This window comes from uncultured Pseudosulfitobacter sp. (genome assembly GCF_963976325.1).
Taxonomy (GTDB): domain Bacteria; phylum Pseudomonadota; class Alphaproteobacteria; order Rhodobacterales; family Rhodobacteraceae; genus Pseudosulfitobacter.
In genome coordinates this window covers 25,475-50,450 of sequence record NZ_CAXBJW010000013.1, presented here as the reverse complement: position 1 = coordinate 50,450, position 24,976 = coordinate 25,475, and the positions used below count along the sequence as shown (strand labels likewise).

Genomic DNA, 24,976 nt, shown 5'->3' with positions numbered 1-24,976 from the left:
AATTGGCGCATCTACGTGACAGCGCGAAAAAACGGTTTAGTAAGAGACCAAGCACCAAGCCAAAGGAGTCGTCATGGCCGACGTGAACCGGGGCAACCGCCCGCTCTCACCGCATCTGACCATCTACCGCCCGCAACTGACGTCGATGACGTCGATCCTCACACGGATCACAGGCAACGCATTGCTGGTCACCACATTTCTGATCACATGGTGGTTCATCGCCGCCGCCACATCGCCCGAAGCCTTTGCAACCGCAGACGGTTTCCTGACAAGCTGGTTTGGCGATCTGGTGATGACGCTGTCGCTGTGGGGGCTTTGGTATCACACGCTGGCCGGTGTCCGGCACCTGATCTGGGACAACGGCGTTGGCCTTGAGATCAACACCGCCGAGAAACTTGGCTGGGCCGTCATTGGCGGATCGGTCGTTCTGACCATCCTGACCATCATCATCATCTAAGGGAGCCACCGATGCGTTATCTTACAGACCGCAAGCGCGCCGTGGGCATGGGATCGGCCAAATCCGGCACCGCCCATTTCTGGGCGATGAAAGTCAGCGCCGTTGCGCTGCTGATCCTGATCCCGCTGTTCGTCTTTACCTTTGGCCCGATGCTGGGCAAGCCCCACGCCGAGGTGCTGGAATACTTCAGCCACCCGTTCCCGGCCATCGTGGCTGCGCTGACCTTTGCCGTGACCATGAAACACTTCAAGGACGGCGTTCAGGTGCTGATCGAGGACTATGTCCACGGTGTCGCTGAAAAAATCTCGATCGTGGTGATGATCTGCGTCTGCTACGCCATTGCGGCGACGGGCCTTTTCGCCATCGCCCGCATCGCACTTTAAATCGCCAGTCAGAGGAGACATTTCAATGGCTGCATATGAATATGAAACACACGAATACGACGTCGTCGTCGTAGGCGCCGGTGGCGCTGGTTTGCGTGCGACGCTGGGCATGGCCGAACAGGGCCTGCGCACCGCTTGCGTGACCAAAGTGTTCCCGACCCGCTCGCACACCGTTGCCGCACAAGGCGGCATTGCCGCGTCGTTGTCCAACATGGGCCCCGACAACTGGCAATGGCACATGTACGACACCGTCAAGGGGTCGGACTGGCTGGGCGATACGGATGCGATGGAATATCTGGCCCGCGAAGCGCCCAAGGCGGTTTACGAGCTGGAACATTACGGCGTGCCGTTCTCGCGCACCGACGAGGGCAAGATTTACCAGCGCCCGTTCGGCGGCCACACCACCGAATTCGGCGAAGGCCCCGCCGTGCAGCGCACATGCGCCGCTGCCGACCGGACCGGCCACGCGATTCTGCACACGCTGTACGGCCAGTCGCTGAAGCAAAAGGCCGAGTTCTTCATCGAATATTTCGCCATCGACCTGATCATGTCCGAAGAGGGCGAATGCCAAGGCGTGATGTGCTGGAAGCTGGACGACGGCACCCTGCACCTGTTCAGCGCCAAGATGGTCGTGCTGGCCACCGGCGGCTATGGCCGCGCCTATTTCAGCGCAACCAGCGCCCACACCTGCACCGGCGACGGTGGCGGCATGGTGGCGCGTGCGGGTCTGCCGCTGCAAGACATGGAATTCGTGCAATTCCACCCCACCGGCATCTATGGTGCGGGCTGCCTGATCACAGAAGGTGCGCGCGGCGAGGGTGGCTATCTGACCAACTCCGAAGGCGAACGGTTCATGGAGCGTTACGCGCCCCAGTATAAAGACCTCGCGCCCCGCGACTATGTCAGCCGCTGCATGACGATGGAAATCCGCGAAGGCCGCGGTGTCGGCAAGAACGGTGACCACATCCACCTGAACCTGTCCCACCTGCCGCCCGAGACGCTGAAACTGCGCCTGCCGGGTATTTCGGAAAGCGCGCGGGTGTTCGCAGGTGTGAACCTGAACAAGGAACCGATCCCCGTGATCCCGACCGTGCACTATAACATGGGCGGTATCCCGACGAACTATTGGGGCGAAGTGCTGTCGCCGACCGAGGACGAACCCGATCGCGTCGCACCCGGCCTGATGGCCGTGGGCGAGGCGGGCTGTGCCTCGGTGCACGGCGCGAACCGGCTTGGCTCGAACTCGTTGATCGACCTTGTGGTCTTTGGCCGTGCCGCGGCGATCCGCGCGGGCAAGATCGTGAACCCCGACAGCGCCGTGCCCACGCCGAACCCTGCGTCGGTTCAGGCCGCTTTGGACCGTTTCGACAACACCCGCCACGCCAAGGGCAGCACGCCCACCGCAGAACTGCGCATGGAAATGCAGCAGACCATGCAAAAAGACGCCGCTGTTTTCCGTGAAGACAAGACGTTGCAGGCGGGCAAGGTTGCGATGGACGAGATTGCGGGCAAGTGGTCTGACATTCAGGTCACCGACCGCAGCCTTGTTTGGAACTCGGACCTGATGGAAACGCTTGAACTGGCCAACCTGATCCCCAACGCTGTGGCAACCATCACGGCGGCGGCGGCGCGCAAGGAAAGCCGCGGGGCACATGCCCACGAGGACTACCCCGAGCGCGACGACGAGAACTGGCGCAAGCACTCGTTGACATGGTTCGACGACAACAAGGCGACGCTGGGCTATCGGGCCGTACACATGGACCCGCTGACCAACGAAACCGAAGGCGGGATCGACCCCAAGAAGATCGCGCCGAAGAAGCGGACGTTCTGACCCATGCTTGGTGAAATCCGGCGCACGCTCAAGTCCGAAGGGTTGGCTGTCCATCCCATCAAGACACGTGCGTTCTATCTGAAAGGATACGGATTTTCCCCCGATGTCGTGTTTGATGTCGGGGTGCATGACGGCACGCCGTGGCTGTACAAATCCTTTGCCGATGCGCGCTTTGTGCTGATCGACCCGCAACCCGGTTGCGGCGACGTCGTGCGCGCCTCGGGGCAGCTTGAGGATTTCGACTTTCACGCCGTGGCGCTGGGGGCCGAGGCGGGCACAGCCACCCTGAACGTGCCCGAAACGGCACCTGGCAAGGGCGGCGCGATGGCGTCGTTGATGGAACGGACGGACAATCTGGCCGGTACGTTCAACAAGGTCGACACCTACGATGTACCGGTCAAGCGGCTGGACGACGTGGCGGCGGCCTATGACGGGCGCGTCGGGCTGAAGGTCGACACCGAAGGGTTTGAAACTGCCGTGCTGGCAGGCGGACCCGACACCCTGAAACGCTGCGAATTTGTGATACTGGAGCTGAGCGTGACCGAACGGTTCACCCAATCAACCCCACCTTCGGCGGCCATCGCGCTGCTGGCGGACGCAGGCCTGGAACTGCGCGACATCCTTGCCATCGCAGACGGCCCCGGCAAACGCGCACAGCCGCGCCACATGGACGTGATGTTCACGCGGTGGGCGGCATGAGGGCGCTGTTGATCGTATCGCTGCTGGCGCTGACCGCCTGCGCCGAAACCACCCAGGCGGTGGACGGCGTGGCGCGCCGCTCGGCCAAGGCGGCGGTGGCCGAAACCTTTGCCACCCGCTTTCCCATGGTGCCCAAGGCCGCCGTGACGCCGTTTTCCGACTGCGTCATCGACAACGCCTCGGCCCGTGAAATCGGCGAATTCGCCAAGGACGCCGTGATCGGCGTCAGTGAGACAACCGCTGCGCTGGTTCGAAGTGTGATCGAACGGCCAGAAACACAATCATGCATCACCAAGGCGGGCCTCGCAGCCCTGACCGCGTAAAGGAGACACCAGATGGTTCAACTGACGCTTCCCAAGAACAGCCGGATCAAGACCGGCAAAACATGGCCCAAGCCCGAAGGTGCCACCAACCTGCGCAAGTTCCAGATTTACCGCTGGAACCCCGACGACGGGAAAAACCCGCAGGTCGACACCTATTGGATTGATCTGGACGCCTGCGGCCCGATGATCCTGGACGCGCTGATCAAGATCAAGAACGAGATCGACCCGACGCTGACCTTCCGCCGCTCGTGCCGCGAGGGCATCTGCGGGTCGTGCGCGATGAACATCGACGGCATCAACACGCTGGCCTGCATCTATGGCATGGACGAGGTGAAGGGCGACGTGAAGATCTATCCGCTGCCGCACATGCCGGTGGTCAAGGATCTGATCCCCGACCTCACACACTTCTATGCGCAGCACGCATCGGTCATGCCGTGGCTGGAAACCAAGACCAACCGCCCCGCGAAAGAGTGGAAGCAGTCGGTCGAGGACCGCGAAAAGCTGGACGGCCTGTACGAATGCGTCATGTGCGCGTGCTGCTCGACATCCTGCCCCAGCTACTGGTGGAACGGCGACCGCTACCTTGGGCCAGCCGCCTTGCTGCACGCTTACCGCTGGATCATCGACAGCCGGGACGAGGCGACGGGCGAGCGTCTGGACGACCTTGAGGATCCCTTCAAGCTGTACCGCTGCCACACCATCATGAACTGCGCCAAGACATGCCCCAAGGGTCTGAACCCTGCCGCAGCGATTTCCAACATCAAGAAAATGATGGTCGAACGCGCCGTTTGATCCATCTGCGGCGCGCCCCTGCCGGGCGCGCCCTTTGCCCTCTGACCCGAGGTTGCACCTGTGCCCCATCCCCCAGACGATGCCGACGCCCGCCGCGCCATAGCGCCGGTGATCTGCTATCCGGTTGAAACGCTGCCACAGCCCGATATGGCGTTCTATTCAGCGGCCCGCGCGGGCTTGACCAAGGTCGACGCGGTCACAGTGCCCCCGCGCGATGCAGCGACCTTTACCGTTCCTGCGGGCCACATTTTCCGCATTTCATCGGTAGAGGGGCCGCAGGTGGGCGACCTGAACCTGTGGAACGCCCGTGACCTGTCCGAACGGTTCTATTCCGGCAAAACCCGCGCGCTGCACGGCACCCACATCAGCACCGGCGACCGCATGTGGTCCAGCTTTCCGGGGATGCGCCCCATGGCGACGGTGATCCACGACACGCTGGACTGGTACGGCATCGACAGTTTTGGCGGGTCGGTCCACGACGTGATCGGCACCCGTTGCGATCCCTACACCCACAACTTGCTGGCGGGCGGGCAGTACCACCACTGTTGTCATTCAAACCTGACACGCGCGCTGGCCGACCATCTGGGTGTGTCCCCGCATCAGGCAGAGCCGCATGTGCATGACGTGCTGAACGTGTTCATGTGCACCGGCTTTACCCGCGACACTGGCCAGTATTTCATGAAAGCCAGCCCCGTGCGCCCCGGCGATCACATCGACTTTTTCGCCGAGATCGACCTGCTTGGTGCGCTCAGCGCTTGCCCGGGGGGCGATTGTTCGTCCGAGCACTCCAGCGACACCGCCGCCTGTTATCCGCTGCTGGTCGAGGTGTTCCAACCGCAAGCGGATGCGCTGGCAGGTTGGCGCGCGCCCAAGCCCAACGGCTACGACCGCACTCACGGGCGTTGAACGCCGACACGGTCCAACTTCTCTGGTTCAATAAATCCCCGCCGGAGGCTCCCTCAGAAGCCCCCGCGCGACCGCTCAGACGATCAGGCGAACGCCGCTTCAAGCGCGATTTCGACCATGTCGCCAAAGGTCTTTTCGCGGTCTTCGGACGGCAGCGCCTCGCCGGTCTGCAAATGGTCACTGACGGTCAATACCGCCAACGCCCGACGGCCGTGCCGCGCGGCCAGTGTGTACAGCTCGGCCGCTTCCATCTCGACGCCCAATATCCCGTGGCGCACCATCTGTTCGTCCAGATCGGGGCGTTCAGCATAGAAAACATCTGACGAATAGATGCCGCCCACATGCGTCTTGGTTCCGCGCGCCTCGGCCGCTTTGACCGCAGCCGCCAGCAATCCGTAATCGGCGCAGGGGGCATAGTTCAGTTCGCGGAAAATGCCCGATGACGGCGAGGTGATGGTGCTGGCGGTCATCGCCACGATCACGTCGCGGATGCCCACATGGGGCTGCATCCCGCCGCAGGACCCGATGCGGATCAGTGTCTGGGCATTGTAATCGCGGATCAGTTCGTTGGCATAGATCGACAGCGACGGCATCCCCATGCCGGACCCCTGAATCGTCACCCGGTTGCCTTTGTAGGTGCCGGTAAAGCCCAGCATCCCGCGCACTTCGTTGACCAGCTCTGCGCCTTCCAGAAAGGTCTGCGCCGCCCATTTGGCGCGGTAGGGGTCGCCGGGCATCAAAACGGTTTCAGCGATCTGGCCGGGTTTGGCTCCGATGTGGACGGTCATTGGGGGGCTCCTAAACTGTGTCTTGCCCAGAGTGCCCGCATGACTGCGGTGGGGCAAGGGGACACGTTAGGGAAGCCAAAGAGGTGGGGGGAATGCAACGGCACTTTTTAACCTGGTCAAAAGGCGCCGTTGCAAAACTGTAAAAAGCCGTCTGGTTCAGATTTCCAGATCGGCGGGCTTTTTGCCGGCTTCAATCGCTTCGACATACCATTTGGGTTGGCGGCCCTTGCCGGTCCAGGTCTGCGAGGCATCCGCAGGGTTTGCGAATTTCGGAACCGAGGGGCTTTTGGCCTTGCCGCCCTTTTTCGAACCGGTGGCACCGGACAATTCGTCCAGCGAAAACCCGTATTCCGCAGCCGCTTTTTCAGCGGCCTTGAGGGCCTCGCGACGGTCGCGGGCCTGGGCGTTCTTAATCGCTGCTTTAACGTCGATCAGCAATTTTTCCAGATCCTTGTGGGACATGGTGTCGAGATCAATATTCATTACGGTGCCTTTCCAAAAGCGTACATTTCTGCATTGCGTAAAACCAAGCATTTAGCAAGCTTTTGAAAGTAATCAAGCTTTCTCGGAATTCGGGAAAGGGGCGTTCTTTTCCCGTATCAAGGGCAATTGACGCTATTCAGCGGCAACTGCTTTGGGGTCGACCAAAGTTACGATGTCTTTCATTATTGTATTCAATTCAAAGTCTTTCGGGGTATAGACCCGTGCGACGCCAAATCCCTGAAGACGTTTTGCATCTTCGTCAGGAATAATTCCGCCGACGATGACGGGAATATGTCCCAGACCTGCATTGCGCATTCTGTCCATCAAATCCTCGACCAGTGGCACATGGCTGCCCGACAGAATGGACAGGCCGACCACGTGGGCGTCTTGGTCCAATGCGGCGGCGACAATCTCTTCGGGCGTCAGGCGAATACCGTCATAGGTGATGTCCATGCCGCAATCGCGGGCGCGCACGGCGATCTGTTCGGCGCCATTGGAATGGCCGTCCAGCCCCGGTTTGCCCACCAGGAATTTCAACCGGCGGCCCAGCTTGTCGCTGACCGCGTCAACGGCGGCGCGCAGATCGTCCAAACCTTCGGTCTTGTTTGACACAGATGCAGAGACGCCCGTGGGGCCGCGGTATTCGCCAAACACATTGCGCATTTGGGCGGCCCATTCGCCGGTGGTCACGCCTGCGCGCGCCGCGGTGATGGATGCCGGCATGATGTTTTCGCCTGCCGCGGCTGCCGCGCGCAAATCGGCCAATGCGGCATCTACAGCCGCCTGATCGCGGCTGCTGCGCCAGTCTTGCAAGCGGCTGATCTGCTCGGCTTCGGTGGCGGGGTCCACGGTCATGATTCCGCCGTCTTCGGTCATCAGCGGCGATGGTTCGGTATTGGTGTATTTGTTCACGCCGACAACCACGGTTTCGCCCGCTTCAATACGGCTTAGACGGTCCGAGTTCGATTGCACCAGTTGCGCTTTCATATAGTCGATTGCGTCAATCGCACCGCCCATGCCGTCAAGGTTGTCCAGTTCCGCCCGCGCGCCGGCTTTCAATTCTTCCACCTTGGCATCGACCGCAGGGTTGCCATCGAACAAGTCATCGAATTCCAGCAAGTCCGTTTCAAAGGCCAGAATTTGCTGCATCCGCATCGACCATTGCTGATCCCAGGGGCGCGGCAGGCCAAGCGCCTCGTTCCACGCAGGCAATTGCACCGCGCGGGCGCGTGCCTTTTTCGACAGCGTCACGGCCAGCATTTCAATCAGAATACGGTAAACGTTGTTTTCAGGTTGTTGTTCGGTCAACCCCAGCGAATTGACCTGAACGCCATATCGGAAACGCCGGTATTTTGCATCTTCAACGCCATACCGGGTCGCGCATATTTCGTCCCACAAATCAACAAAGGCACGCATTTTGCACATTTCGGTCACAAACCGAATTCCGGCATTCACAAAAAACGAAATACGCCCAACCAATACGGGAAAGTCTTCTGCCGGAACGCGGGGTTTCAACGCATCCAGAACGGCGGTGGCGGTGGCCAGCGCAAATGCCAATTCCTGCTCGGGCGTGGCACCCGCTTCTTGCAGGTGATAGGAACACACGTTCATCGGGTTCCATTTCGGCACATTGGTATAGCAATATTCGGCCACGTCCGCGATCATCTTCAGTGACGGGGCAGGGGGGCAGATATAGGTGCCGCGGCTGAGGTATTCCTTGATCAGGTCGTTTTGCACGGTGCCTTGCAGCCCCGCCACATCCGCGCCCTGTTCTTCGGCGACGGCGATATACAGCGCCAGCAACCAAGGGGCGGTCGCGTTGATCGTCATCGACGTGTTCATCTGTTCCAGCGGAATGTCCTGAAACAACGCCCGCATGTCGCCCAGATGCGCCACCGGCACGCCAACCTTGCCCACTTCGCCCCGTGCCAGAATGTGGTCGCTGTCGTAGCCGGTCTGCGTCGGCAGATCAAAAGCGACAGACAGGCCGGTCTGGCCTTTTTCCAAATTCGACCGGTACAGCGCATTCGACGCCTTGGCGGTCGAATGGCCTGCGTAGGTGCGGATAAGCCAGGGGCGATCTTTTTGTGTCATCGAAAGGCCTCGTGAATCTGGGTGGGCAATATTATTGCGTCATGGACTAGCTATATGAAACTTTCGGGTAGTGTCAATTCGCTGCATCGCGGCGTAAACGCATTTTGTGATCTGTGCCCGATTGCCAAGCCGTCAACCGCACCTGCTGCGCCGCTTTGTGCAGTTGGGTGTTGTCCTTGGACCGATCCGGCTGCAAATGTGGCGGCATGACGCAAACCATCCAACTTCCCTTATGGCTGTTCATTGTCATCGTGTTGTTCGCAACGGTCACGGCGCTGAGCCATTTCCTGCTGCCGTCCGTGCGCTGGTTCTTTCGGCGGCGTCTGGAGAAAGCCGTCGCGCGGCTGAACACCCGCCTGACGCGGCCCATCGAGCCGTTCAAGCTGGCGCGCAGGCACGATATGATCCAGCGTCTGGTGTATGACCCGCAGGTGACGCAGGCCATTGTGGAACACGCACGCAAAGAAGGCGTGCCGGAAAACGTCGCCTTTGAGCAGGCCAAACGCTATGCCCGCGAAATCGTGCCCAGCTTTTCAGCCTTTACCTATTTTGGCGTTGGCATTCGCATCGCACGGTTTCTGGCCAACACGGTCTATGATGTGCGCACCGGTCTGCTGAACGAAACCGCGCTGAAAAACGTGGCCCCTGATGCCACGGTGATCTTTGTGATGAACCACCGGTCCAACATGGATTATGTGCTGGTCACCTATCTGGCCGCGCGCGCGTCGGCGCTGTCTTATGCGGTGGGCGAATGGGCACGGGTCTGGCCGTTAAGCGTGCTGATCAAGTCGATGGGTGCCTATTTCATCCGGCGCAAATCCCGTGGTGCGCTCTACCGGCGCGTTCTGCAACGCTATGTCCAGATGGCGACCACAGGGGGCGCGACACAGGCGATCTTCCCCGAGGGCGGTCTGTCGCTGTCTGGGCGCGTGATGCCGCCCAAGCTGGGGCTGCTGTCCTATGTGGTCGAGGCCTGGGAGGAATCGGGCCGCGAGGTCGTCTTTGTTCCCGTGGCCATCAACTATGACAGGGTGCTGGAAGACCGCATTCTGATTTCCGCCAGCAACGAAGGCAGCCGCCGGTTCCGGGCGCGTATTTCGGTGATCCTGTTCTACATCCTGCGCAAGGGGTGGCTTCGGCTGTTCGGCACGCAAATGCGCTTTGGCGAGGCGGCGGTGGTGTTCGGCCAGCCTGTGGCCCTGTCCAGCTACGCGCCAAAGCCGGACATCGAGGCGCTGGGGGCCGACCTGATGCGCCGGATCGAAAGCGAAATGCCGCTGTGTTTTGTGCCGGTGCTGTCGCGGGTGATGCTGCGGGCGACGGCTCCGCTGGATCACGATGCCCTGCAACAGGCCATGCAAACCGAAATACGCGCCGCCAAGACCAATGTGCTGGCGTCACAGGATTCGATCCGCAACATCAGCCTGAAGGCGGAAAAGCACATGCTGTTGCGCGGGCTGATCATCGAAACCGACGGGCAGTACGCCATGAACCCTGCGGAACGGGACGTTTTGCAGTTCTATGCCAACTCGATCGCGCATTTTTATCCTGATGCTGCGACTGCGCCCTAAATTTCTGCGCGCGCAAAGTCATAAAATTACAAAAAGTGACCAAATGCGGTTGCAATGTTGCGCGGGTCTTAATATTTCATCCTAAACCCGTCGCGATTCTGCACTGCGGCGATTCATCTACGGCTAAGGAGACTGGCATGGCTTTGGACACTGGCATCGCGCACTACGAAGCACCCGAAAAAGACCTGTACGAAGTGGGCGAAATGCCCCCGTTGGGTTATGTCCCCAAGCAGATGTACGCATGGGCCATCCGCCGCGAACGGCACGGCGAGCCGGACAAGGCGATGCTGCAAGAGGTCGTGGATGTGCCCGAGCTGGACAGCCAGGATGTGCTGGTTCTGGTGATGGCTGCGGGCATCAACTACAACGGCGTTTGGGCGGCCCTTGGGCAGCCGATCAGCCCTTTTGACGGTCACAAGCAACCCTATCACATTGCCGGTTCCGATGCCTCGGGCATCATCTGGGCGGTGGGCGACAAGGTGAAGCGCTGGAAAGTCGGCGACGAGGTTGTGATCCACTGCAACCAGGATGATGGCGACGACGAGGAATGCAACGGCGGCGATCCGATGTATTCGCCCAGCCAGCGCATCTGGGGTTACGAGACGCCCGACGGTTCGTTCAGCCAGTTCACCCGCGTGCAGGCGCAGCAGTTGATGCCGCGCCCCAAGCACCTGACATGGGAAGAAAGTGCCTGCTACACGCTGACACTGGCCACCGCCTACCGGATGCTGTTCGGCCACGAGCCGCACGACCTGAAACCTGGCCAGAACGTTCTGGTCTGGGGCGCGTCGGGTGGTCTGGGCTCTTATGCGATCCAGTTGATCAACACCGCAGGGGCCAACGCCATTGGCGTGATCTCGGACGAAAGCAAGCGGGACTTTGTGATGGATCTGGGCGCCAAGGGCGTTCTGAACCGCAAGGATTTCAACTGCTGGGGCCAGTTGCCCAAGGTGAACACGCCTGAATACAACGCCTGGTTCGCCGAGGCGCGCAAGTTCGGCAAGGCCATCTGGGACATCACCGGCAAGGGCGTGAACGTCGACATGGTGTTCGAACATCCGGGCGAGGCGACATTCCCTGTGTCGACCTTTGTGGTGAAAAAGGGCGGTATGGTCGTGATCTGCGCGGGCACATCTGGTTTCAACCTGACCTTTGACGTGCGTTACATGTGGATGCACCAGAAGCGTCTGCAAGGCAGCCACTTTGCCCACCTGAAACAAGCGTCTGCCGCCAACCGCCTGATGCTGGAACGCCGTCTTGATCCGTGTATGTCCGAGGTGTTCCTGTGGAACGACCTGCCCGATGCGCATATGAAAATGATGCGCAACGAACACAAGCCCGGCAACATGTCGGTGCTGGTGCAGGCCCCCAAGACCGGCCTGCGCACGTTCGAGGACGCATTGGAAGCCGGCCGGTAACACCTGCGCACGTCTAAGATGAACCAAACGCCCGCGAATCACTTGTGACGCGCGGGCGTTTTTGCGTTTGCAAACCTTGCCCTGCAACCTCAATGACTTGGCAAAACCGCTCTCGCCATTTCGGGGGAGTGCCAATACGCGAATTTCTTAAGAAATTTGCTCCTGCTATAGTTGAATTAACCGACTGTTAACCAACTGAGGGCGAACCTGATATGAAGAGCGATTGGATTTTGGATGTTCTGACGGATCTCCGGGCCTTTGCCCACGCAAACGGATTGCCCCTTCTGGCCGAGCAGCTGGACGACACCGCAATCGTTGCAATGGCCGAGATCTCGGGAAAAGCAGAACCGGTAACAGGCGGGCCCGATGACGCTGAATGCGCAGATGGAAACCATTTTGGAGAGGCTGGAGCGGTCTGAAACGCTGGACGTTCTTCAGAGTGTCATTGAAGAGTTCGCCGAGGTTTTTGGCGTAAATCACATGATCTATCACTGGGTGGACAGTGCGGGCGATCAGTACGGATGTGGTACATATTCCGGCGAATGGCGTACACGTTACCTGGAACAGAATTACCTGCGCATCGACCCCGTGGTGATCGGGTGTTACCAGCGGTTTCATCCCGTTGACTGGAAGCGTCTGGATTGGTCCAGCAAAGCCGCCCGCGCCTTTCAGGCCGAAGCGATTGAATACGGCGTCGGCAATCAGGGGTTTACCGTGCCGATCCGCGGCCCCAACGGCCAGTTTGCGTTGTTCACCGTATCGCACAGTTGCGACGACGCCACATGGGCCACATTCACCGAAACCCATCGCCGTGCGCTGATCCTGATTGCCCACGCTTTCAACCAAAAGGCGCTTGAATTCGAACCCGACCGCCAGCCAGAGCAAGCGCGCAGCCTGTCGCCGCGTGAAGTGGACAGCATGACTTTGCTGGCGATGGGATACAGCCGCGCACAAGTGGCTGAAACCTTGTCGATTTCCGAACATACCTTGCGGGTCTATATCGAAAGTGCGCGGTTCAAGCTGGGGGCGATGAACACGACACATGCGGTGGCCCGCGCTATGAGCCGTGGGCTGATTGTTGTGTAGTGTTGCGCAACCATCTCTAGCAGCGCACGGTCGCTATTGCCCACGTTAACCCGCGTGCCGCTACCCCGTTGGTCAATCAGACCAATGGGGAGCCACACACATGCTGCGTTACATCTACGGCACCGACCTTCATACCTTTCCCGCCCTGCGCGACGCCATGTTCCGCGACCGCGCCGACCAGTTCAAAACGCGCCTTGGCTGGGAGGTCAGCGTGGACGACACCGGGGCCGAGCGGGATCAATACGATGACCTGAACCCGCTGTATGTGATTTGGGAGGAACCCGACGGCAGCCACGGCGGCTCGATGCGGTTTCTGCCCACTACGGGGCCGGTGATGGTGAACGACCATTTTGGCCATCTGACCGATGGTGTGCCCATCGCCAGCCCCCGCATCTGGGAATGCACCCGCTTTTGTCTGGCACGCGGTGCGGGCAGCCACGTTGCGGCGGCGTTGATGCTGGGCGGGGGCGAGATTATGGAAAACTTCGAAGTGGACCATTTCGTCGGCGTGTTCGACGCGCGCATGGTGCGCATCTATCGCATGATCGGCGCGTCGCCCGAGGTGTTGGGCAGCACGGGCGCGGGCCGCGACAAAATCAGCGTCGGTTTGTGGCAGTTCGCGCCCGCAGACAAGGCCGCCGTGGCACAGCGGGCCGGAGTCCGCCCGGACCTGTCGCGCCAGTGGTTCGACCAGTCCTTTGGCAGCACTCACAGACAAAATCTGGCGCGCACTGCCTAAAGCGCGCCTTCCCTCTGGTCCCCGCGGCGGCTCGGGCTTAGGGTCGCCAAATGACCGATACCGCCCTTACATACTCCGACGATCAGGCCGTGGCCTATGACGCAGTGACCGAGATGCTGCGGGGCGCAGGCATTGATCTGGACGAACACCTGTTGATGCCGCCGAAATCCTCGGCCAGCGCGGTGATGGCGGTCACGGGCAAGGCAGGGTCGGGCAAGACGCTGCTGCTGGCGCAGCTATATAAGGCGCTGGAGCAGGCGGGGGTCGAGGTTGTGTCGGGCGACTACGAATCGCGCAAGCGCAAGGAAAAGCGCACGCTGGCGATCCTTGCCCCCACCAACAAGGCGGCCAGCGTGCTGCGTCTGCGCGGGGTGCCTGCGACGACGATCCACCGCATTCTGTACACGCCGGTCTATGATCCCGAATATGAACGCATCGCCGAATGGCTGGCCGGCAATGGCGAACGCCCCGAAATTCCCGACCTGACCGAGCTCGCTCTGGACCGCGCGGCGGCGTTCTATGCCAACAACAAATCCATCCCCGGCGCGCTGGCGGCCGCCGGTCTGCGGGGCAGCGATTTCATCACCGGCTGGAAGCGTCGGGAAGAGCCGTTGGACATCGGTTTTATCGACGAATCCTCGATGCTGGATGACAAGCAGTTCGACGACCTGAAGGAAATCTTCCCGACGCTGCTGCTGTTCGGTGATCCGGCTCAGCTTGCCCCTGTGGGACAATCCGGCACCATGGTGTTTGAAAAACTGCCCGCCCCGCGCGTGCTGAACCTAAGCCGTGTGCACCGGCAGGCCGCCGACAACCCGATCCTGGACCTGGCGCACGCGCTGGCCGATCCGGCGCTGGAATTCCATCACTTCGAGAAGATGATCGAGGACGCTGCAAAACGTGACGAGCGGGTGGTCTGGGGCCAGCGGGTCGAGGTGGACCTGATGGCGCGCAGCCCGGTTCTGGTCTGGCGCAATGCCACGCGTATCCGGCTGATCAACGCCTTTCGCACCGTTTACGGCGCACCCGAAGACGCGCTGATCGAAGGCGAGCCGTTGATCTGCGACGGGATCGAACTGCCATTGAAGCACCGCAAGAAACGACTGGACCTTGAGGCACGCGGCCTGATCAAGGGCGCGCAGGTGGTGTTTCTGGGGGCAGGGCGCAAGCCGGGCTTTTCACGGTTGCATGTGATGGGCGCGGAAGACCCGCAGATTTCCGCCGCCTCGATCGTGAAGATCGAAAAGCCGGACGAGGAAGAACCGTTCATCCCCTTTGCTGCCCGTATGGGGGCCACGTTCCTGCACGGCGCCGCCGTGACCATTCACAAGGCCCAGGGCAGCCAGTGGGACACGGTGCAGGTGTTCGCACCCGATCTGTTCGTCGCGGCACGCATGGGCCGTGTCGAGGCAGGGCAACCCTTGTGGAAGCGTCTGGCCTATGTGGCCATCACCCGCGCGCAGGACCGTCTGATCTGGGTGGTGCGCAACCGCCTGTCGAAGCCGACCGAACCGTTGCGTGTGGATGATCTGCGCGCGGTGCCTGCCGCGCCGCTTAATCTGGCCGAACCCGAAGCGTTCCTGTAGCCAGCAAGTTGAAGATACAGTTGCTAGGGCCCTGACCCTAACGCCGCAACAACGCGAAACCCGCCGATGCGCCCCAACCGGCTGCGATGGCGATGGCGATCGACATCAGCCCGTACAACAGGGGCTGATTGCGTGAAAGCGAATGCAACCACCGCTCCAGCCCGACTTTGCGGACTTCGATTGTGGTCTGGTATTGCGTCACGACCTTGCCATTGCGCGTCAGAAAGATGCGGGTGACATAGCCGCCTTCGGTCACGGCCGACGGCAGTTGGATCGACGTGCGAAACAGCGTTTGCTGATCGACGTTTACGTTGCCTTCCAGCACCTGATACAGGCCCACGTTGCCACGGATGCGGATCAGTGCGCGGGTAAAGGATGCCGAGTCCAGAATGGTCATCGGCGCGCCGACCGAGCGGATCGCACGGGGCACGGTGATGCGGTGGCGCAGGTCTTCGATATTGGAAAGGACCTCGCGCAGCGGGCCGCTGGACGCCACGGCATAGTAGCTGGGCGCACGGTCGACATCCACGGCATCGGTGTTGATCCAGATGCCATAGCGGTGTTCCTTGCGGCGCACGGTGACGGGCATGGATGGTCCTGCAACTGTGATCACCACCTCAAGCGGTGGCCCATCGGGGATCGGTTGTTCGCGGCGAACAGCGCCGAAAATCAGGATTTCCGAGCCGTCGAAGCTGGCAGTGATCGCAACTTCGTCTTTGGACAGGCCCAGAACGACCTCTTCGGCGCGCGCAGGCAAGGCGGCGCAAAAGGTCAGAAAGGCCAGCACCAGACCGCGCATCACTGCACCACCATGGGGGCAATCGAATACAATTCCGACGGCTGCAACAACAGTTCAAGCGCCAGCTTGCCACAGACGATGATCACCAGCAGGGCCAGCAAGACGCGCAACTGTTCGGCCTTCATCCGCAGGCCGATGTTGGTGCCGATCTGCGCACCGATGACGCCGCCCACCAGCAGCAGAACCGCCAGAACCACATCGACGGTATAGTTGGTGGTTGCGTGCAGCATGGTGGTGAAGGCGGCCACGAAAATGATCTGGAACAGCGACGTGCCGATCACCACTTTGGTCGGCATCCCAAGGATGTAGATCATCGCGGGCACCATGATAAACCCGCCGCCGACGCCCATGATCGCGGCCAGAACCCCGACGAACAGCCCCACCATCAGCGGCGGGATCACCGAGATATACAGCCCCGAAACGCGGAACCGCATCTTGAGCGGCATCTTGTGGACCAGACCGTGCTTTTTCCGCTTGGGCTTGATGCCCGACGACGACCGGCGCAGCGCGGCCAGGCTTTCGACGAACATCAGCGAGCCGATGATGCCCAGAAACACCACATAGCAAAGCCGCACCATCAGATCGACCTGACCGATCGACCGAAGGTAGTTGAAAATCGCCACACCGGCGGCGGCCCCGATCAGACCGCCGACCAGCAGGACCGTGCCCATTCGCAGATCCACCGTGCGCCGCCGGAAATGCGCCAGAACGCCCGAGAAGGACGAAGCGACAATCTGGTTCGCGCCCGTGGCCACGGCCACTGCCGGTGGGATGCCGATAAAGAACAGCAGCGGCGTCATCAAAAAGCCGCCGCCGACGCCGAACATACCTGACAAAATGCCGATCAGCCCGCCCAAGCCCAGCAGCAAGAAGGCATTTACCGAAACTTCTGCAATGGGAAGGTATATTTGCATACCCCTACTTAGGCCACGTCACGGGACGAAAGCAATATGCTACACCGCAGCATGGAGCGTCAGGACCGACAAATCGCGAAATCTGGACCTATCGTTCCTTGACGTATGGCTCGCCCCCGGCGCGCGGTGGGTTGGCGCGGCCGACAAAGCCCGCCAGAATGATCACCGTCATGATATAGGGCAGGGCGCCCAACAGTTGGCCCTGCACGCGCATTCCGGTCAGGGCAGTGATCACATCGGGGCGGGTTTCCAGCGCGCCGAACAGCCCGAACAACAGCGTGGCATAGAGCGCGTACCAAGGCCGCCACTTTGCAAAGATCAGCGCCGCCAGTGCGATATAGCCACGTCCGGCTGACATATCCTTGACGAACCCGGCCTGAAGGGCGGTCGACAGATAGGCCCCGGCGATGCCGCACAGCACGCCGCAGATCGCAACGGCGGCATAGCGCAGCGCCACGACCGACACGCCGGCGGTGTCCACAGCGGCAGGGTTCTCGCCCACGGCCCGCAGGCGCAGGCCAAAGCGGGTGCGGAACAGAATGAACCATGTCAGCGGCACGGCGGCAAAGGCCATGTAGACAAGGATGGAATGCCCCGAGATCAGCTCGGAATAGATCGGGCCCAGAAACGGCACATCGGCCACCGCATCGGCAAAGGGCAGGGTGATCGGCGTGAACCGCCCGCCGCCCATCAGCGACGGTGTGCGCCCGCCCTGATGGAACCAGCTTTGCGCAATCAGCACCGTCAGACCCGAGGCCAGAAAGTTGATCGCCACGCCGGAAATCAGTTGGTTGCCGCGAAAGGTGATCGAGGCGACGCCGTGCAGTGCGCTCAGCATCAACGACGCCGCGATGCCCGCCAGCAGGCCCAGCCAGACCGATCCGGTGACCGAAGCCACGGCGGCGGAAAAGAAGGCGGCGGCCAGCATCTTGCCCTCGAGGCCGATGTCGAAAATACCCGCGCGTTCGCTGAACAGGCCGGCAAGACAGGCCAGCAGCAGCGGCGTGGCAAGGCGCACAGTGCTGTCGAGCAGTTGGATCAGGGTCAGGAAATCCATGATATTACTCCGCCGGCTCTACAGGTTTGCGTTCGGGCTTGGGCGCGCGGGCGCGGCGCAATGCAAGAAACATCCGCTCCAGCGGCATCCGCACCATATTGTCCAGCGCACCCGTAAACAGGATCACCAACGCCTGAATGACGACGATCAGCTCGCGCGGGATCGTGGTCCATAGCGCCAGTTCGGCCCCGCCCTGGTACAGAAATCCGAACAGGATCGCGGCGATGAAAACGCCAAAGGGATGACTGCGGCCCATCAGGGCCACGGCGATGCCGATGAAACCGGCCCCTTCCACCGCGTTCAGGACCAGCCGCTCGGCCTCGCCCATGACGTTGTTGATCGCCATCAAACCGGCCAGCCCGCCGGAAATGATCATGGTGATCATGGTGATCTTGAACGGCGAAATACCCGCGTATTTCGCAGCACTTTCAGAATGCCCATAGGCCCGCAGCTCGTACCCCAGACGGGTGCGCCAGATCAGCACCCAGACCAGCACACAGGCCAGAACGGCCACCAGCAGAGTGATGTTGGCGGGGGCTGCCTTGGAAAAGTTGATGCCCAAGGGGGCCAGCACATCGTGCAAGGTCGGCAGATGCGTCCCTTCGGGGAAACGGGCGGTCGCGGGGTCCATGCTGCCGCGTGGGCGCAGGACGTTCACAAGGATGTAGTTCAGCAAGGAGGCGGCGATAAAGTTGAACATGATCGTGGTGATGACGATATGGCTGCCCCGCTTGGCTTGCAGATAGGCGGGGATCGCGGCCCAGATCGCGCCGAAAATGCCGGCCATGACAATTGCACCCAGCAGCGCCAGCGACCAGTGCGGCCAGGGGATGTAAAGACAGGCCAGCGCCACGCCCAAACCGCCCAGGGCCGCCTGACCTTCGCCACCGATGTTGAACAGCCGTGCGTGAAAGGCCACGGCGACCGCAAGGCCGGTGAACATGAAGTTGGTGGCGTAATACAGCGTATAGCCCCAGCCATAGGTCGACCCCAGCGCGCCCGACACCATCAGCTTGACGGCGGCGATGGGGTCTTCGCCGATGGCCAGGATCACCAGCGCCGAGATGATGGCGGCCAGGATCAGCGAGATCAGCGGCACGAGGATCACCTCGGCCCATTTTGGCATCACATCCATGCGGCGGCTCCTGTCTGGTGGGCGGGGCGGTGGGGGCGCTGCCCCCGTCCCTGCGGGACTCCCCCGGGATATTTACAGCCAAAAGAACGCAGGGTCATTGCGGGACCTCCATGCCGGCCATCAGCATCCCCAGTTCCTTTTCGTCGGTCTGTTCGGGCAGGCGTTCGCCCATGATGTGCCCGTCGAACATCACCGCGATGCGGTCTGACAGGGAAAAGATTTCCTCAAGCTCGACCGAGACCAGCAGGATCGCCTTGCCCTGATCGCGCAGGGCGACGATTTGCTGGTGGATGAATTCGATGGCACCGATGTCAACGCCGCGCGTGGGCTGGCCCACCAACAGCAGGTCGGGGTTGCGTTCGATCTCGCGGGCGAGGACGATTTTTTGCTGGTTGCCGCCCGAGAAATTCTTGGCCGCCAGTTTCGGATTGGGCGGGCGCACGTCGAAACGTTCCATTTTTTCGGCGGTGTCCGCCTGAATGGCGGCGTTGTCCATCAGCGGCCCGGACCGATAGGCCGGATCGTGATGATAACCGAAGGCGGTGTTTTCCCAGGCGTGGAAATCCATGATCAGACCTTCGCGCTGGCGATCCTCGGGCACGTGGGCGATGCCGCGGGCGCGGCGCGACTGGCCGTCGGAATGTTTGCCGCTGAGGTCGATGGGATCGCCGTTCAGCAGCACGGTGCCGGTGCCGCGCGCATAGCCGCCCAGCAGTTCCAGCAGTTCGGACTGGCCGTTGCCTGCGACACCGGCGATGCCGACGATTTCGCCGGCCCGCACTTGCAGGTTGATGCCCTTGAGCCGCTCCACCCCAGTCTCGTCGGTGACATGCAGGTTCTGGATGTCCAGCACGACGTCACCCGGCGCCGCGGGGGCCTTGTCCACGCGCAACAGCACCTTGCGGCCCACCATCAGCTCGGCCAGTTGCTCGGGCGTGGTCTCTGCTGTCTTGACCGTGGCGGTCATTTGCCCGCGCCGCATGACGCTGACGGTGTCGGTGATTTCCATGATCTCGCGCAGCTTGTGGGTGATCAGGATGATGGTTTTGCCCTCTTCGCGCAGCCGACCCAGAATGCGGAACAGCTGGTCGGCCTCGGCGGGGGTCAGCACGCCGGTGGGTTCGTCCAGGATCAGGATGTCGGCCTGCCGGTACAGCGCCTTGAGGATTTCGACGCGCTGTTGCATCCCCACGCCCAGATCCTCGATCACGGCGTCGGGGTTCACGTTCAGCCCGTATTCCTGTTCCAGCGCGACCAGTTCCTTGCGGGCCTTGCCCAGCGACGTGGTCAGCGACCAGCCGTCTTCGGCGCCCAGGATGATGTTTTCCAGCACGGTGAAGTTTTCGACCAGCTTGAAGTGCTGGAACACCATGCCGATGCCCGCCGCAATCGCGGCCTGACTGTCGGGAATGTCGGTTTTGGTGCCACTGATGAAAACCTCGCCTGCGTCGGCTTTGTAAAAACCGTAGAGGATGCTCATCAGGGTGGATTTGCCTGCGCCGTTCTCGCCGATGATCCCGTGGATCGTGCCGGGCATCACGCGGATCGAGATGTCCTTGTTGGCCTGCACGGGGCCAAAGGCCTTGGATATGCCTTTGAGTTCAATCGCGGGGGCAACGGAGGTGGCTGACATGGCTGGCGAACCCTTTGTCTTGCGAAAGGGCCGCGCCAGTTGACATGGCGCGGCCCCTGCATGGTTTCAAAAAGCGATCAGAACGACAGTGCGGGGCAGCTGTCGTCGGATGTGTAGTCGTGGACCACGATGTCACCCGATGCGATCGACGCGGCTGCCGCGTCTACGGGGGTTTTCATCGCTTCGGTGACCAGGTCTGCGTTGTTTTCATCCATCGCATAGCCGACGCCGCCGTTGGCCAGGTCCAGTACTTCGACGCCACCTTCCAGCGCGTCGCCCGCTTTCATCGATTCGTACACGGCCACATCAACACGCTTCAGCATCGAGGTCAGAACCTTGCCCGGGTGCAGGTGGTTCTGGTTGCTGTCGACGCCGATGGACAGGATGCCCTCGTCGGCGGCGGTTTGCAGAACGCCCACGCCGGTGCCGCCGGCTGCGGCATAGACCACGTCAGCGCCCTGGCTGATTTGCGCCTTGGTCAGTTCCGAACCTTTGACGGGGTCATTCCAAGCTGCCGGTGTTGTGCCAGTCATGTTCGAGATGATGGTTGCATCGGGGTTCACCGCCTTGACGCCCTGGGCGTAGCCGCAGGCGAATTTGCGGATCAGGGGGATGTCCATGCCGCCGATAAAGCCGACGGTGCCGGTTTTCGACGCTTCGGCTGCCAGCATGCCAACCAGATAGGACCCTTCGTGCTCGGTAAAGCCGATGACCTTGACGTTGGGGGCGTCGACCCAGCCGTCAATGGTGACGAATGTTGTGTCGGGATAATCGGGAGCAACCACTTCCAGCGCGCTTGAGAACGCAAAGCCGGTGGTGATCACCGGGTTGGCACCCGATTCTGCAAAGCGGCGCAGGGCCTGCTCGCGCTGTGCTTCGGATTGCATTTCAATCTCGCGGAACGTGCCGCCGGTTTCTTCGGCCCAGCGTTGCGCGCCGGCAAAGGCGGCTTCGTTGAAGGATTTGTCGAATTTGCCACCCAGATCATAGACCAGCGCGGGTTCGGCAAAAGCGGCACCTGCGGTCAGGGCCAGCCCGGCAGCGGCGCCCAGAAATTTTTGCATAAGGGTCATGTGGTATCTCCCAGTGTTCGTGTTTGGAGCCTGTCGCCCGATGGGGCGGCGGGGCCCGACGCCCGTGCATTTCTGTGTGCATAACAGGCAGATCAGATTGATCAGATGCAAATAAGGCCGCACCGTGGGTGCCGGGTCAACCGCTTTTTCTGCGGATGGGTGCGGATTCGGCAGGCTGACCTAAGGTGAGGTTAGCCGAGCGGCGCGCGCATAAGCACGGCGTCAACGGCCGGCGCGCCTGCACGGGCATAATAGGCCGTGCGCAGCCCGGATTGCGCAAAGCCGCAGCTGCCATAAAGCGCGCGCGCAGGGGCGTTGTCTGCGGCAACCTCGAGAAAAGCGTCACTGGCGCTTTGCGCGGCCAGCGTCATCCAGCGGGTCATCAATCTGCGTCCGGTCCCCTGGCCCTGATGGGCAGGATCGACGGCGATGGTCAGCAGCTCGGCCTCGCCTGCGACCACCCGCACAAGGGCAAACCCGTGCGGTGCCGTACTGGTGAAAACATGCGGGCTGTCCAGAAGGCTGGTGAATTCGGCGGCGGTCCAGGGGCGCGCGTCGGTGAAGGCCGCGGCGTGAATCTGCGCCATGTCTTGCGGGGTCATGACGTGACAGGCGGCAATATCACCGGCGGCACGTCACGGCCCGGTGCCGCATCGGCGGGCCGCAGGTAGTAGGGCGCGGGCGGCGGGGCGCTTTGCGGGAACCGCGCTGCGGCGTGGCGGGCGATGGCGGCGGCCAGATCGGCAGGTGCAGGATCGGGGGACAGCGTGGTGCCGTCAGCTTCAACCTCTGCGCGGGTGACCAAAGCGGGGCCATCTGCCCGCATCACATAGACCGATTCGCGTGGCGCGGGCACGCAGACGAGTGGCAATTGCAGGCCATTGCGTTGGTCAAAGCCGGTGACGCCGTAGGCTGGCACATCCAGCCCCAGCGCCAGACCGCGCGCGGCAGAGACACCGATGCGAATGCCCGTGAAGTTGCCGGGCCCGACACCAACCCCCAGCGCATCCAGATCGCGCCACGTCAGGCCATGACGGGCCAAAAGCTCTTGCAGCAGGCCCATCAGGCGTTCGGCCTGTCCGCGTGTCATCTCTTCGGCCACCGTCTCGACCACGCTGCCGTCTGACCACAGGGCAGCCGCACACCACGCGCCCGAGGTGTCAAAGCCCAGGATGGTGCTCATGGCGCGACCCCGCACATGGCAGAAACGCGCTTGGCAGAAACGCGCAGGGCGCCGCACATGCAGCGCCCGCAAGGACTTGAGACATCACGCACGAAGATCAGACCGCGACGGGGCGCACTTCGGTGACTTCGGGGATGTAATGGCGCAGCAGGTTTTCGATGCCCATTTTCAACGTCAGCGTGGACGACGGGCAGCCGGCGCAGGCGCCTTGCATGTGCAGGTAGACAACGCCGCGGTCAAAGCCGTGGAACGTGATGTCGCCGCCATCCTGTGCCACGGCGGGGCGCACGCGGCTGTCCAGCAGTTCCTTGATCTGGCCGACAATCGCGCCATCCTCGCCCGAATGCTCGGCATGGCCGGATGCAGGCGCGTGGCCCTCGTCCATGACCGCGTCGCCGGACTGGTAATGTTCCATGATCGCGCCCAGAACGCCGGGCTTCATGTGATCCCATTCGGTCGCGTCATCCTTGGTCACGGTGACAAAGTCGGTGCCAAAGAACACGCCAGTCACGCCCGATACGGCAAAGATACGCTGTGCCAGCGGCGATTTTGCAGCGGCGTCGGCTGTGGGGAAGTCGGCGGTGCCCATGTCCAGAACGGTCTGGCCGGGCAGAAACTTGAGTGTCGCGGGGTTCGGCGTCGATTCGGTTTGGATGAACATGGCAGGCGCTCCTCGTGGGCTGTTACACCTGATATGCGGATGATGGGCCCGCAAGTCAAGGTTTGGAACCATTCTAAACTGTATCGCTTAGCGGCACATGACCCCGGTCAGCGCCTGAGCGGGATCGTTTGGCGGTGCATCCGGCCCTGCGGCCGCGCGCTGATAGGTGATCTGATGCGCATCCAGAAAGGCAGGCAGTCCCGTGATGCCAACCACGGCGGCAAGCTTGCGCAGCCCCTTGGCCTGGGCGTCTGTGGCCCCGTGCAAGGTCAGCGGACCTGCGACCACGCCAATCACCTGGTCCTGTGCGTCCAAAACCGGCGCGCCGATGTTGCGTTTCTTGGCGGGAATTTGCGCAATCATCTGTCCGGTGGCTTCGATCTGACCCAAAAGGCGCACTTCGGAGCGTTTGGCCTCTGCCTCTTTCCAGCCGTCTTTGGTCACCCCCAGAACAGTGATCTTGCGTGGGTCGGCAATGGCGTCGCCGCCGAGGGCCAGCCAATGGCCGGACCGGCGCGCGCTGGTCAGCACCGCCAGCCCTGCGTCAGCGGCCTCGGCCAACAGTTCAACCGGCGTGCCGTCTGGCAACCGCAGCCCTGCGTCGCCGCAATGATCCACCGCGTTCTGAGCGGTCACAAAGGTCGTTTCGTTGATGTAAAACCCGACGCCGGCGCGGCGTGTCTGGCCCTTGGCATCATCTGCCTCGACCATCGTTTCGGGGCTGTCGGCTTGTGCGCCTTGCGCCTGTAGCGCGCGCACCAGATCGTCGGCACCTGATGCCCAGACGGGCACCAGCGGGCAAAGCAGGAAAACAAAGGCGCACAAAAGCTGTTTCATAGCGCGGACGCTATGCCGGTCCGGGTCGGCGCACAATGCACATCCGCGCGATCCGTTCAGGTGATGGCTTCCAGTTTTTCCTTGCTCAGGTCGCCGGGCACGATGGTGATCGGAATGGGCAAGGATGCGGCGTTGCGCGACAATTGTGTGACCAGCGGCCCCGGTCCTTTATTGTCGGTGCCAGCGCCCAGAACCAGAACGCCAATTTCGGGGTCTTCGGTGATCTGCGCGATGATTTCGTCCGCCGCCTGACCGTTGCGAATGACCAGCTCGGGATTGACGCCCTGTTTGTCGCGCATCCACTTGGCGAACACTTCAAAGTGCGCCTCGATCCGTTCGCGGGCCTCTTCGCGCATGATGTCGCCGACACCGATCCAGTGGTTGAATTCGTCCGGCGGAATCACCGACAACACGGCCACGCCGCCGCCGGTCTTGGCCGCACGCATGGCGGCAAAGCGCATGGCGTTCAAGCATTCGCGGCTGTCATCCAGCACGACCAGAAATTTGCGCATCACGTCCTCCGTTTCA

At 61.7% G+C, this 24,976-nt stretch carries 26 protein-coding genes; 12 read left to right on the top strand and 14 right to left on the bottom strand.

Going from position 1 to position 24,976, the window contains the following annotated elements; translation table 11 throughout:
- The first annotated feature begins 73 nt into the window (after positions 1-73).
- The 7 genes from sdhC to AAC077_RS18195 are packed head-to-tail and all read left to right on the top strand — an operon-like array spanning position 74 to position 5,391.
- Positions 74-457, top strand: coding sequence for a succinate dehydrogenase, cytochrome b556 subunit (sdhC, locus tag AAC077_RS18225; protein WP_037925116.1), 384 nt, complete (start codon positions 74-76; stop codon positions 455-457).
- Between the two features lie 11 nt (positions 458-468).
- Positions 469-840 (top strand): succinate dehydrogenase, hydrophobic membrane anchor protein, encoded by a 372-nt coding sequence (gene sdhD / locus AAC077_RS18220; RefSeq protein WP_339772710.1) that lies wholly within the window; start codon positions 469-471, stop codon positions 838-840.
- Positions 841-865: 25 nt separating this feature from the next.
- The gene (sdhA, locus tag AAC077_RS18215) at positions 866-2,671 is read left to right on the top strand and encodes a succinate dehydrogenase flavoprotein subunit (protein WP_339772707.1); all 1,806 of its coding nucleotides are present in this window, start codon (positions 866-868) and stop codon (positions 2,669-2,671) included.
- A 3-nt stretch (positions 2,672-2,674) separates the two neighbouring features.
- Positions 2,675-3,370: an FkbM family methyltransferase gene (locus tag AAC077_RS18210; RefSeq protein WP_339772704.1), complete on the top strand. Its 696-nt coding sequence runs from the start codon at positions 2,675-2,677 to the stop codon at positions 3,368-3,370.
- Positions 3,367-3,693 carry a hypothetical protein gene (locus tag AAC077_RS18205; RefSeq protein ID WP_339772701.1) on the top strand — a complete coding sequence of 109 codons (327 nt, stop codon included), beginning with the start codon at positions 3,367-3,369 and terminating at the stop codon, positions 3,691-3,693. The genes AAC077_RS18210 and AAC077_RS18205 overlap by 4 nt, the downstream gene beginning before the upstream one ends.
- A gap of 12 nt (positions 3,694-3,705) precedes the next feature.
- Positions 3,706-4,485 carry a succinate dehydrogenase iron-sulfur subunit gene (locus AAC077_RS18200; RefSeq protein ID WP_339772698.1) on the top strand — a complete coding sequence of 260 codons (780 nt, stop codon included), beginning with the start codon at positions 3,706-3,708 and terminating at the stop codon, positions 4,483-4,485.
- Positions 4,486-4,545: 60 nt separating this feature from the next.
- Entirely contained in the window at positions 4,546-5,391 is an 846-nt protein-coding gene (locus AAC077_RS18195; RefSeq protein WP_339772695.1) for a DUF1989 domain-containing protein, read from the top strand.
- A gap of 83 nt (positions 5,392-5,474) precedes the next feature.
- Here the strand turns inward: AAC077_RS18195 and deoD are convergent, their stop codons facing one another.
- From deoD to AAC077_RS18180, 3 genes are all read right to left on the bottom strand, one after another.
- A complete protein-coding gene (gene deoD, locus AAC077_RS18190; RefSeq protein WP_231033342.1) occupies positions 5,475-6,179 on the bottom strand; it encodes a purine-nucleoside phosphorylase in 705 nt (234 codons plus the stop codon).
- A 156-nt stretch (positions 6,180-6,335) separates the two neighbouring features.
- A complete protein-coding gene (locus AAC077_RS18185; protein ID WP_339772689.1) occupies positions 6,336-6,662 on the bottom strand; it encodes an H-NS histone family protein in 327 nt (108 codons plus the stop codon).
- A 132-nt stretch (positions 6,663-6,794) separates the two neighbouring features.
- Complete coding sequence (locus AAC077_RS18180) at positions 6,795-8,786, bottom strand: protein meaA (RefSeq protein ID WP_339772736.1); 1,992 nt, start codon at positions 8,784-8,786, stop codon at positions 6,795-6,797.
- A gap of 176 nt (positions 8,787-8,962) precedes the next feature.
- Between AAC077_RS18180 and AAC077_RS18175 the strand changes: the two genes are divergently transcribed.
- The 5 genes from AAC077_RS18175 to AAC077_RS18155 all read left to right on the top strand — a co-directional run bounded on the left by AAC077_RS18175 (position 8,963) and on the right by AAC077_RS18155 (position 15,156).
- Positions 8,963-10,327 (top strand): 1-acyl-sn-glycerol-3-phosphate acyltransferase, encoded by a 1,365-nt coding sequence (locus tag AAC077_RS18175; protein ID WP_339772688.1) that lies wholly within the window; start codon positions 8,963-8,965, stop codon positions 10,325-10,327.
- A 137-nt stretch (positions 10,328-10,464) separates the two neighbouring features.
- Positions 10,465-11,745 carry a crotonyl-CoA carboxylase/reductase gene (gene ccrA, locus AAC077_RS18170; RefSeq protein WP_339772687.1) on the top strand — a complete coding sequence of 427 codons (1,281 nt, stop codon included), beginning with the start codon at positions 10,465-10,467 and terminating at the stop codon, positions 11,743-11,745.
- Between the two features lie 366 nt (positions 11,746-12,111).
- Positions 12,112-12,831: a LuxR family transcriptional regulator gene (locus tag AAC077_RS18165; protein ID WP_339772686.1), complete on the top strand. Its 720-nt coding sequence runs from the start codon at positions 12,112-12,114 to the stop codon at positions 12,829-12,831.
- 100 nt (positions 12,832-12,931) lie between these two features.
- Entirely contained in the window at positions 12,932-13,570 is a 639-nt protein-coding gene (locus tag AAC077_RS18160; RefSeq protein WP_339772684.1) for an acyl-homoserine-lactone synthase, read from the top strand.
- Positions 13,571-13,620: 50 nt separating this feature from the next.
- Positions 13,621-15,156, top strand: coding sequence for an AAA family ATPase (locus AAC077_RS18155; protein WP_339772681.1), 1,536 nt, complete (start codon positions 13,621-13,623; stop codon positions 15,154-15,156).
- Between the two features lie 37 nt (positions 15,157-15,193).
- Here the strand turns inward: AAC077_RS18155 and AAC077_RS18150 are convergent, their stop codons facing one another.
- The 11 genes from AAC077_RS18150 to AAC077_RS18100 all read right to left on the bottom strand — a co-directional run bounded on the left by AAC077_RS18150 (position 15,194) and on the right by AAC077_RS18100 (position 24,960).
- Entirely contained in the window at positions 15,194-15,955 is a 762-nt protein-coding gene (locus tag AAC077_RS18150) for a TIGR02186 family protein (protein WP_339772678.1), read from the bottom strand.
- Positions 15,955-16,869 (bottom strand): sulfite exporter TauE/SafE family protein, encoded by a 915-nt coding sequence (locus AAC077_RS18145; protein WP_339772675.1) that lies wholly within the window; start codon positions 16,867-16,869, stop codon positions 15,955-15,957. Before AAC077_RS18145 ends, AAC077_RS18150 begins: the two co-directional genes overlap by 1 nt.
- 88 nt (positions 16,870-16,957) lie before the next feature.
- On the bottom strand, positions 16,958-17,926 hold the full coding sequence (locus AAC077_RS18140; RefSeq protein WP_339772672.1) for an ABC transporter permease: 969 nt from the start codon (positions 17,924-17,926) through the stop codon (positions 16,958-16,960).
- Positions 17,927-17,930: 4 nt separating this feature from the next.
- Positions 17,931-19,061, bottom strand: coding sequence for an ABC transporter permease (locus AAC077_RS18135; RefSeq protein ID WP_339772669.1), 1,131 nt, complete (start codon positions 19,059-19,061; stop codon positions 17,931-17,933).
- A 94-nt stretch (positions 19,062-19,155) separates the two neighbouring features.
- Positions 19,156-20,694, bottom strand: a complete 1,539-nt coding sequence (locus tag AAC077_RS18130) for an ABC transporter ATP-binding protein (RefSeq protein WP_339772667.1) — start codon at positions 20,692-20,694, stop codon at positions 19,156-19,158.
- A 77-nt stretch (positions 20,695-20,771) separates the two neighbouring features.
- Positions 20,772-21,767 (bottom strand): BMP family ABC transporter substrate-binding protein, encoded by a 996-nt coding sequence (locus AAC077_RS18125; protein WP_339772664.1) that lies wholly within the window; start codon positions 21,765-21,767, stop codon positions 20,772-20,774.
- A 191-nt stretch (positions 21,768-21,958) separates the two neighbouring features.
- On the bottom strand, positions 21,959-22,369 hold the full coding sequence (locus AAC077_RS18120) for a GNAT family N-acetyltransferase (RefSeq protein WP_339772661.1): 411 nt from the start codon (positions 22,367-22,369) through the stop codon (positions 21,959-21,961).
- A complete protein-coding gene (gene tsaB / locus AAC077_RS18115) occupies positions 22,366-22,950 on the bottom strand; it encodes a tRNA (adenosine(37)-N6)-threonylcarbamoyltransferase complex dimerization subunit type 1 TsaB (protein WP_339772659.1) in 585 nt (194 codons plus the stop codon). The genes AAC077_RS18120 and tsaB overlap by 4 nt, the downstream gene beginning before the upstream one ends.
- Before the next feature lie 97 nt (positions 22,951-23,047).
- Positions 23,048-23,611: a NifU family protein gene (locus AAC077_RS18110; protein ID WP_028954825.1), complete on the bottom strand. Its 564-nt coding sequence runs from the start codon at positions 23,609-23,611 to the stop codon at positions 23,048-23,050.
- Positions 23,612-23,698: 87 nt separating this feature from the next.
- Positions 23,699-24,448 (bottom strand): trypsin-like peptidase domain-containing protein, encoded by a 750-nt coding sequence (locus AAC077_RS18105; protein ID WP_339772632.1) that lies wholly within the window; start codon positions 24,446-24,448, stop codon positions 23,699-23,701.
- Between the two features lie 56 nt (positions 24,449-24,504).
- A complete protein-coding gene (locus tag AAC077_RS18100; protein ID WP_339772629.1) occupies positions 24,505-24,960 on the bottom strand; it encodes a universal stress protein in 456 nt (151 codons plus the stop codon).
- Positions 24,961-24,976: the final 16 nt, after the last annotated feature.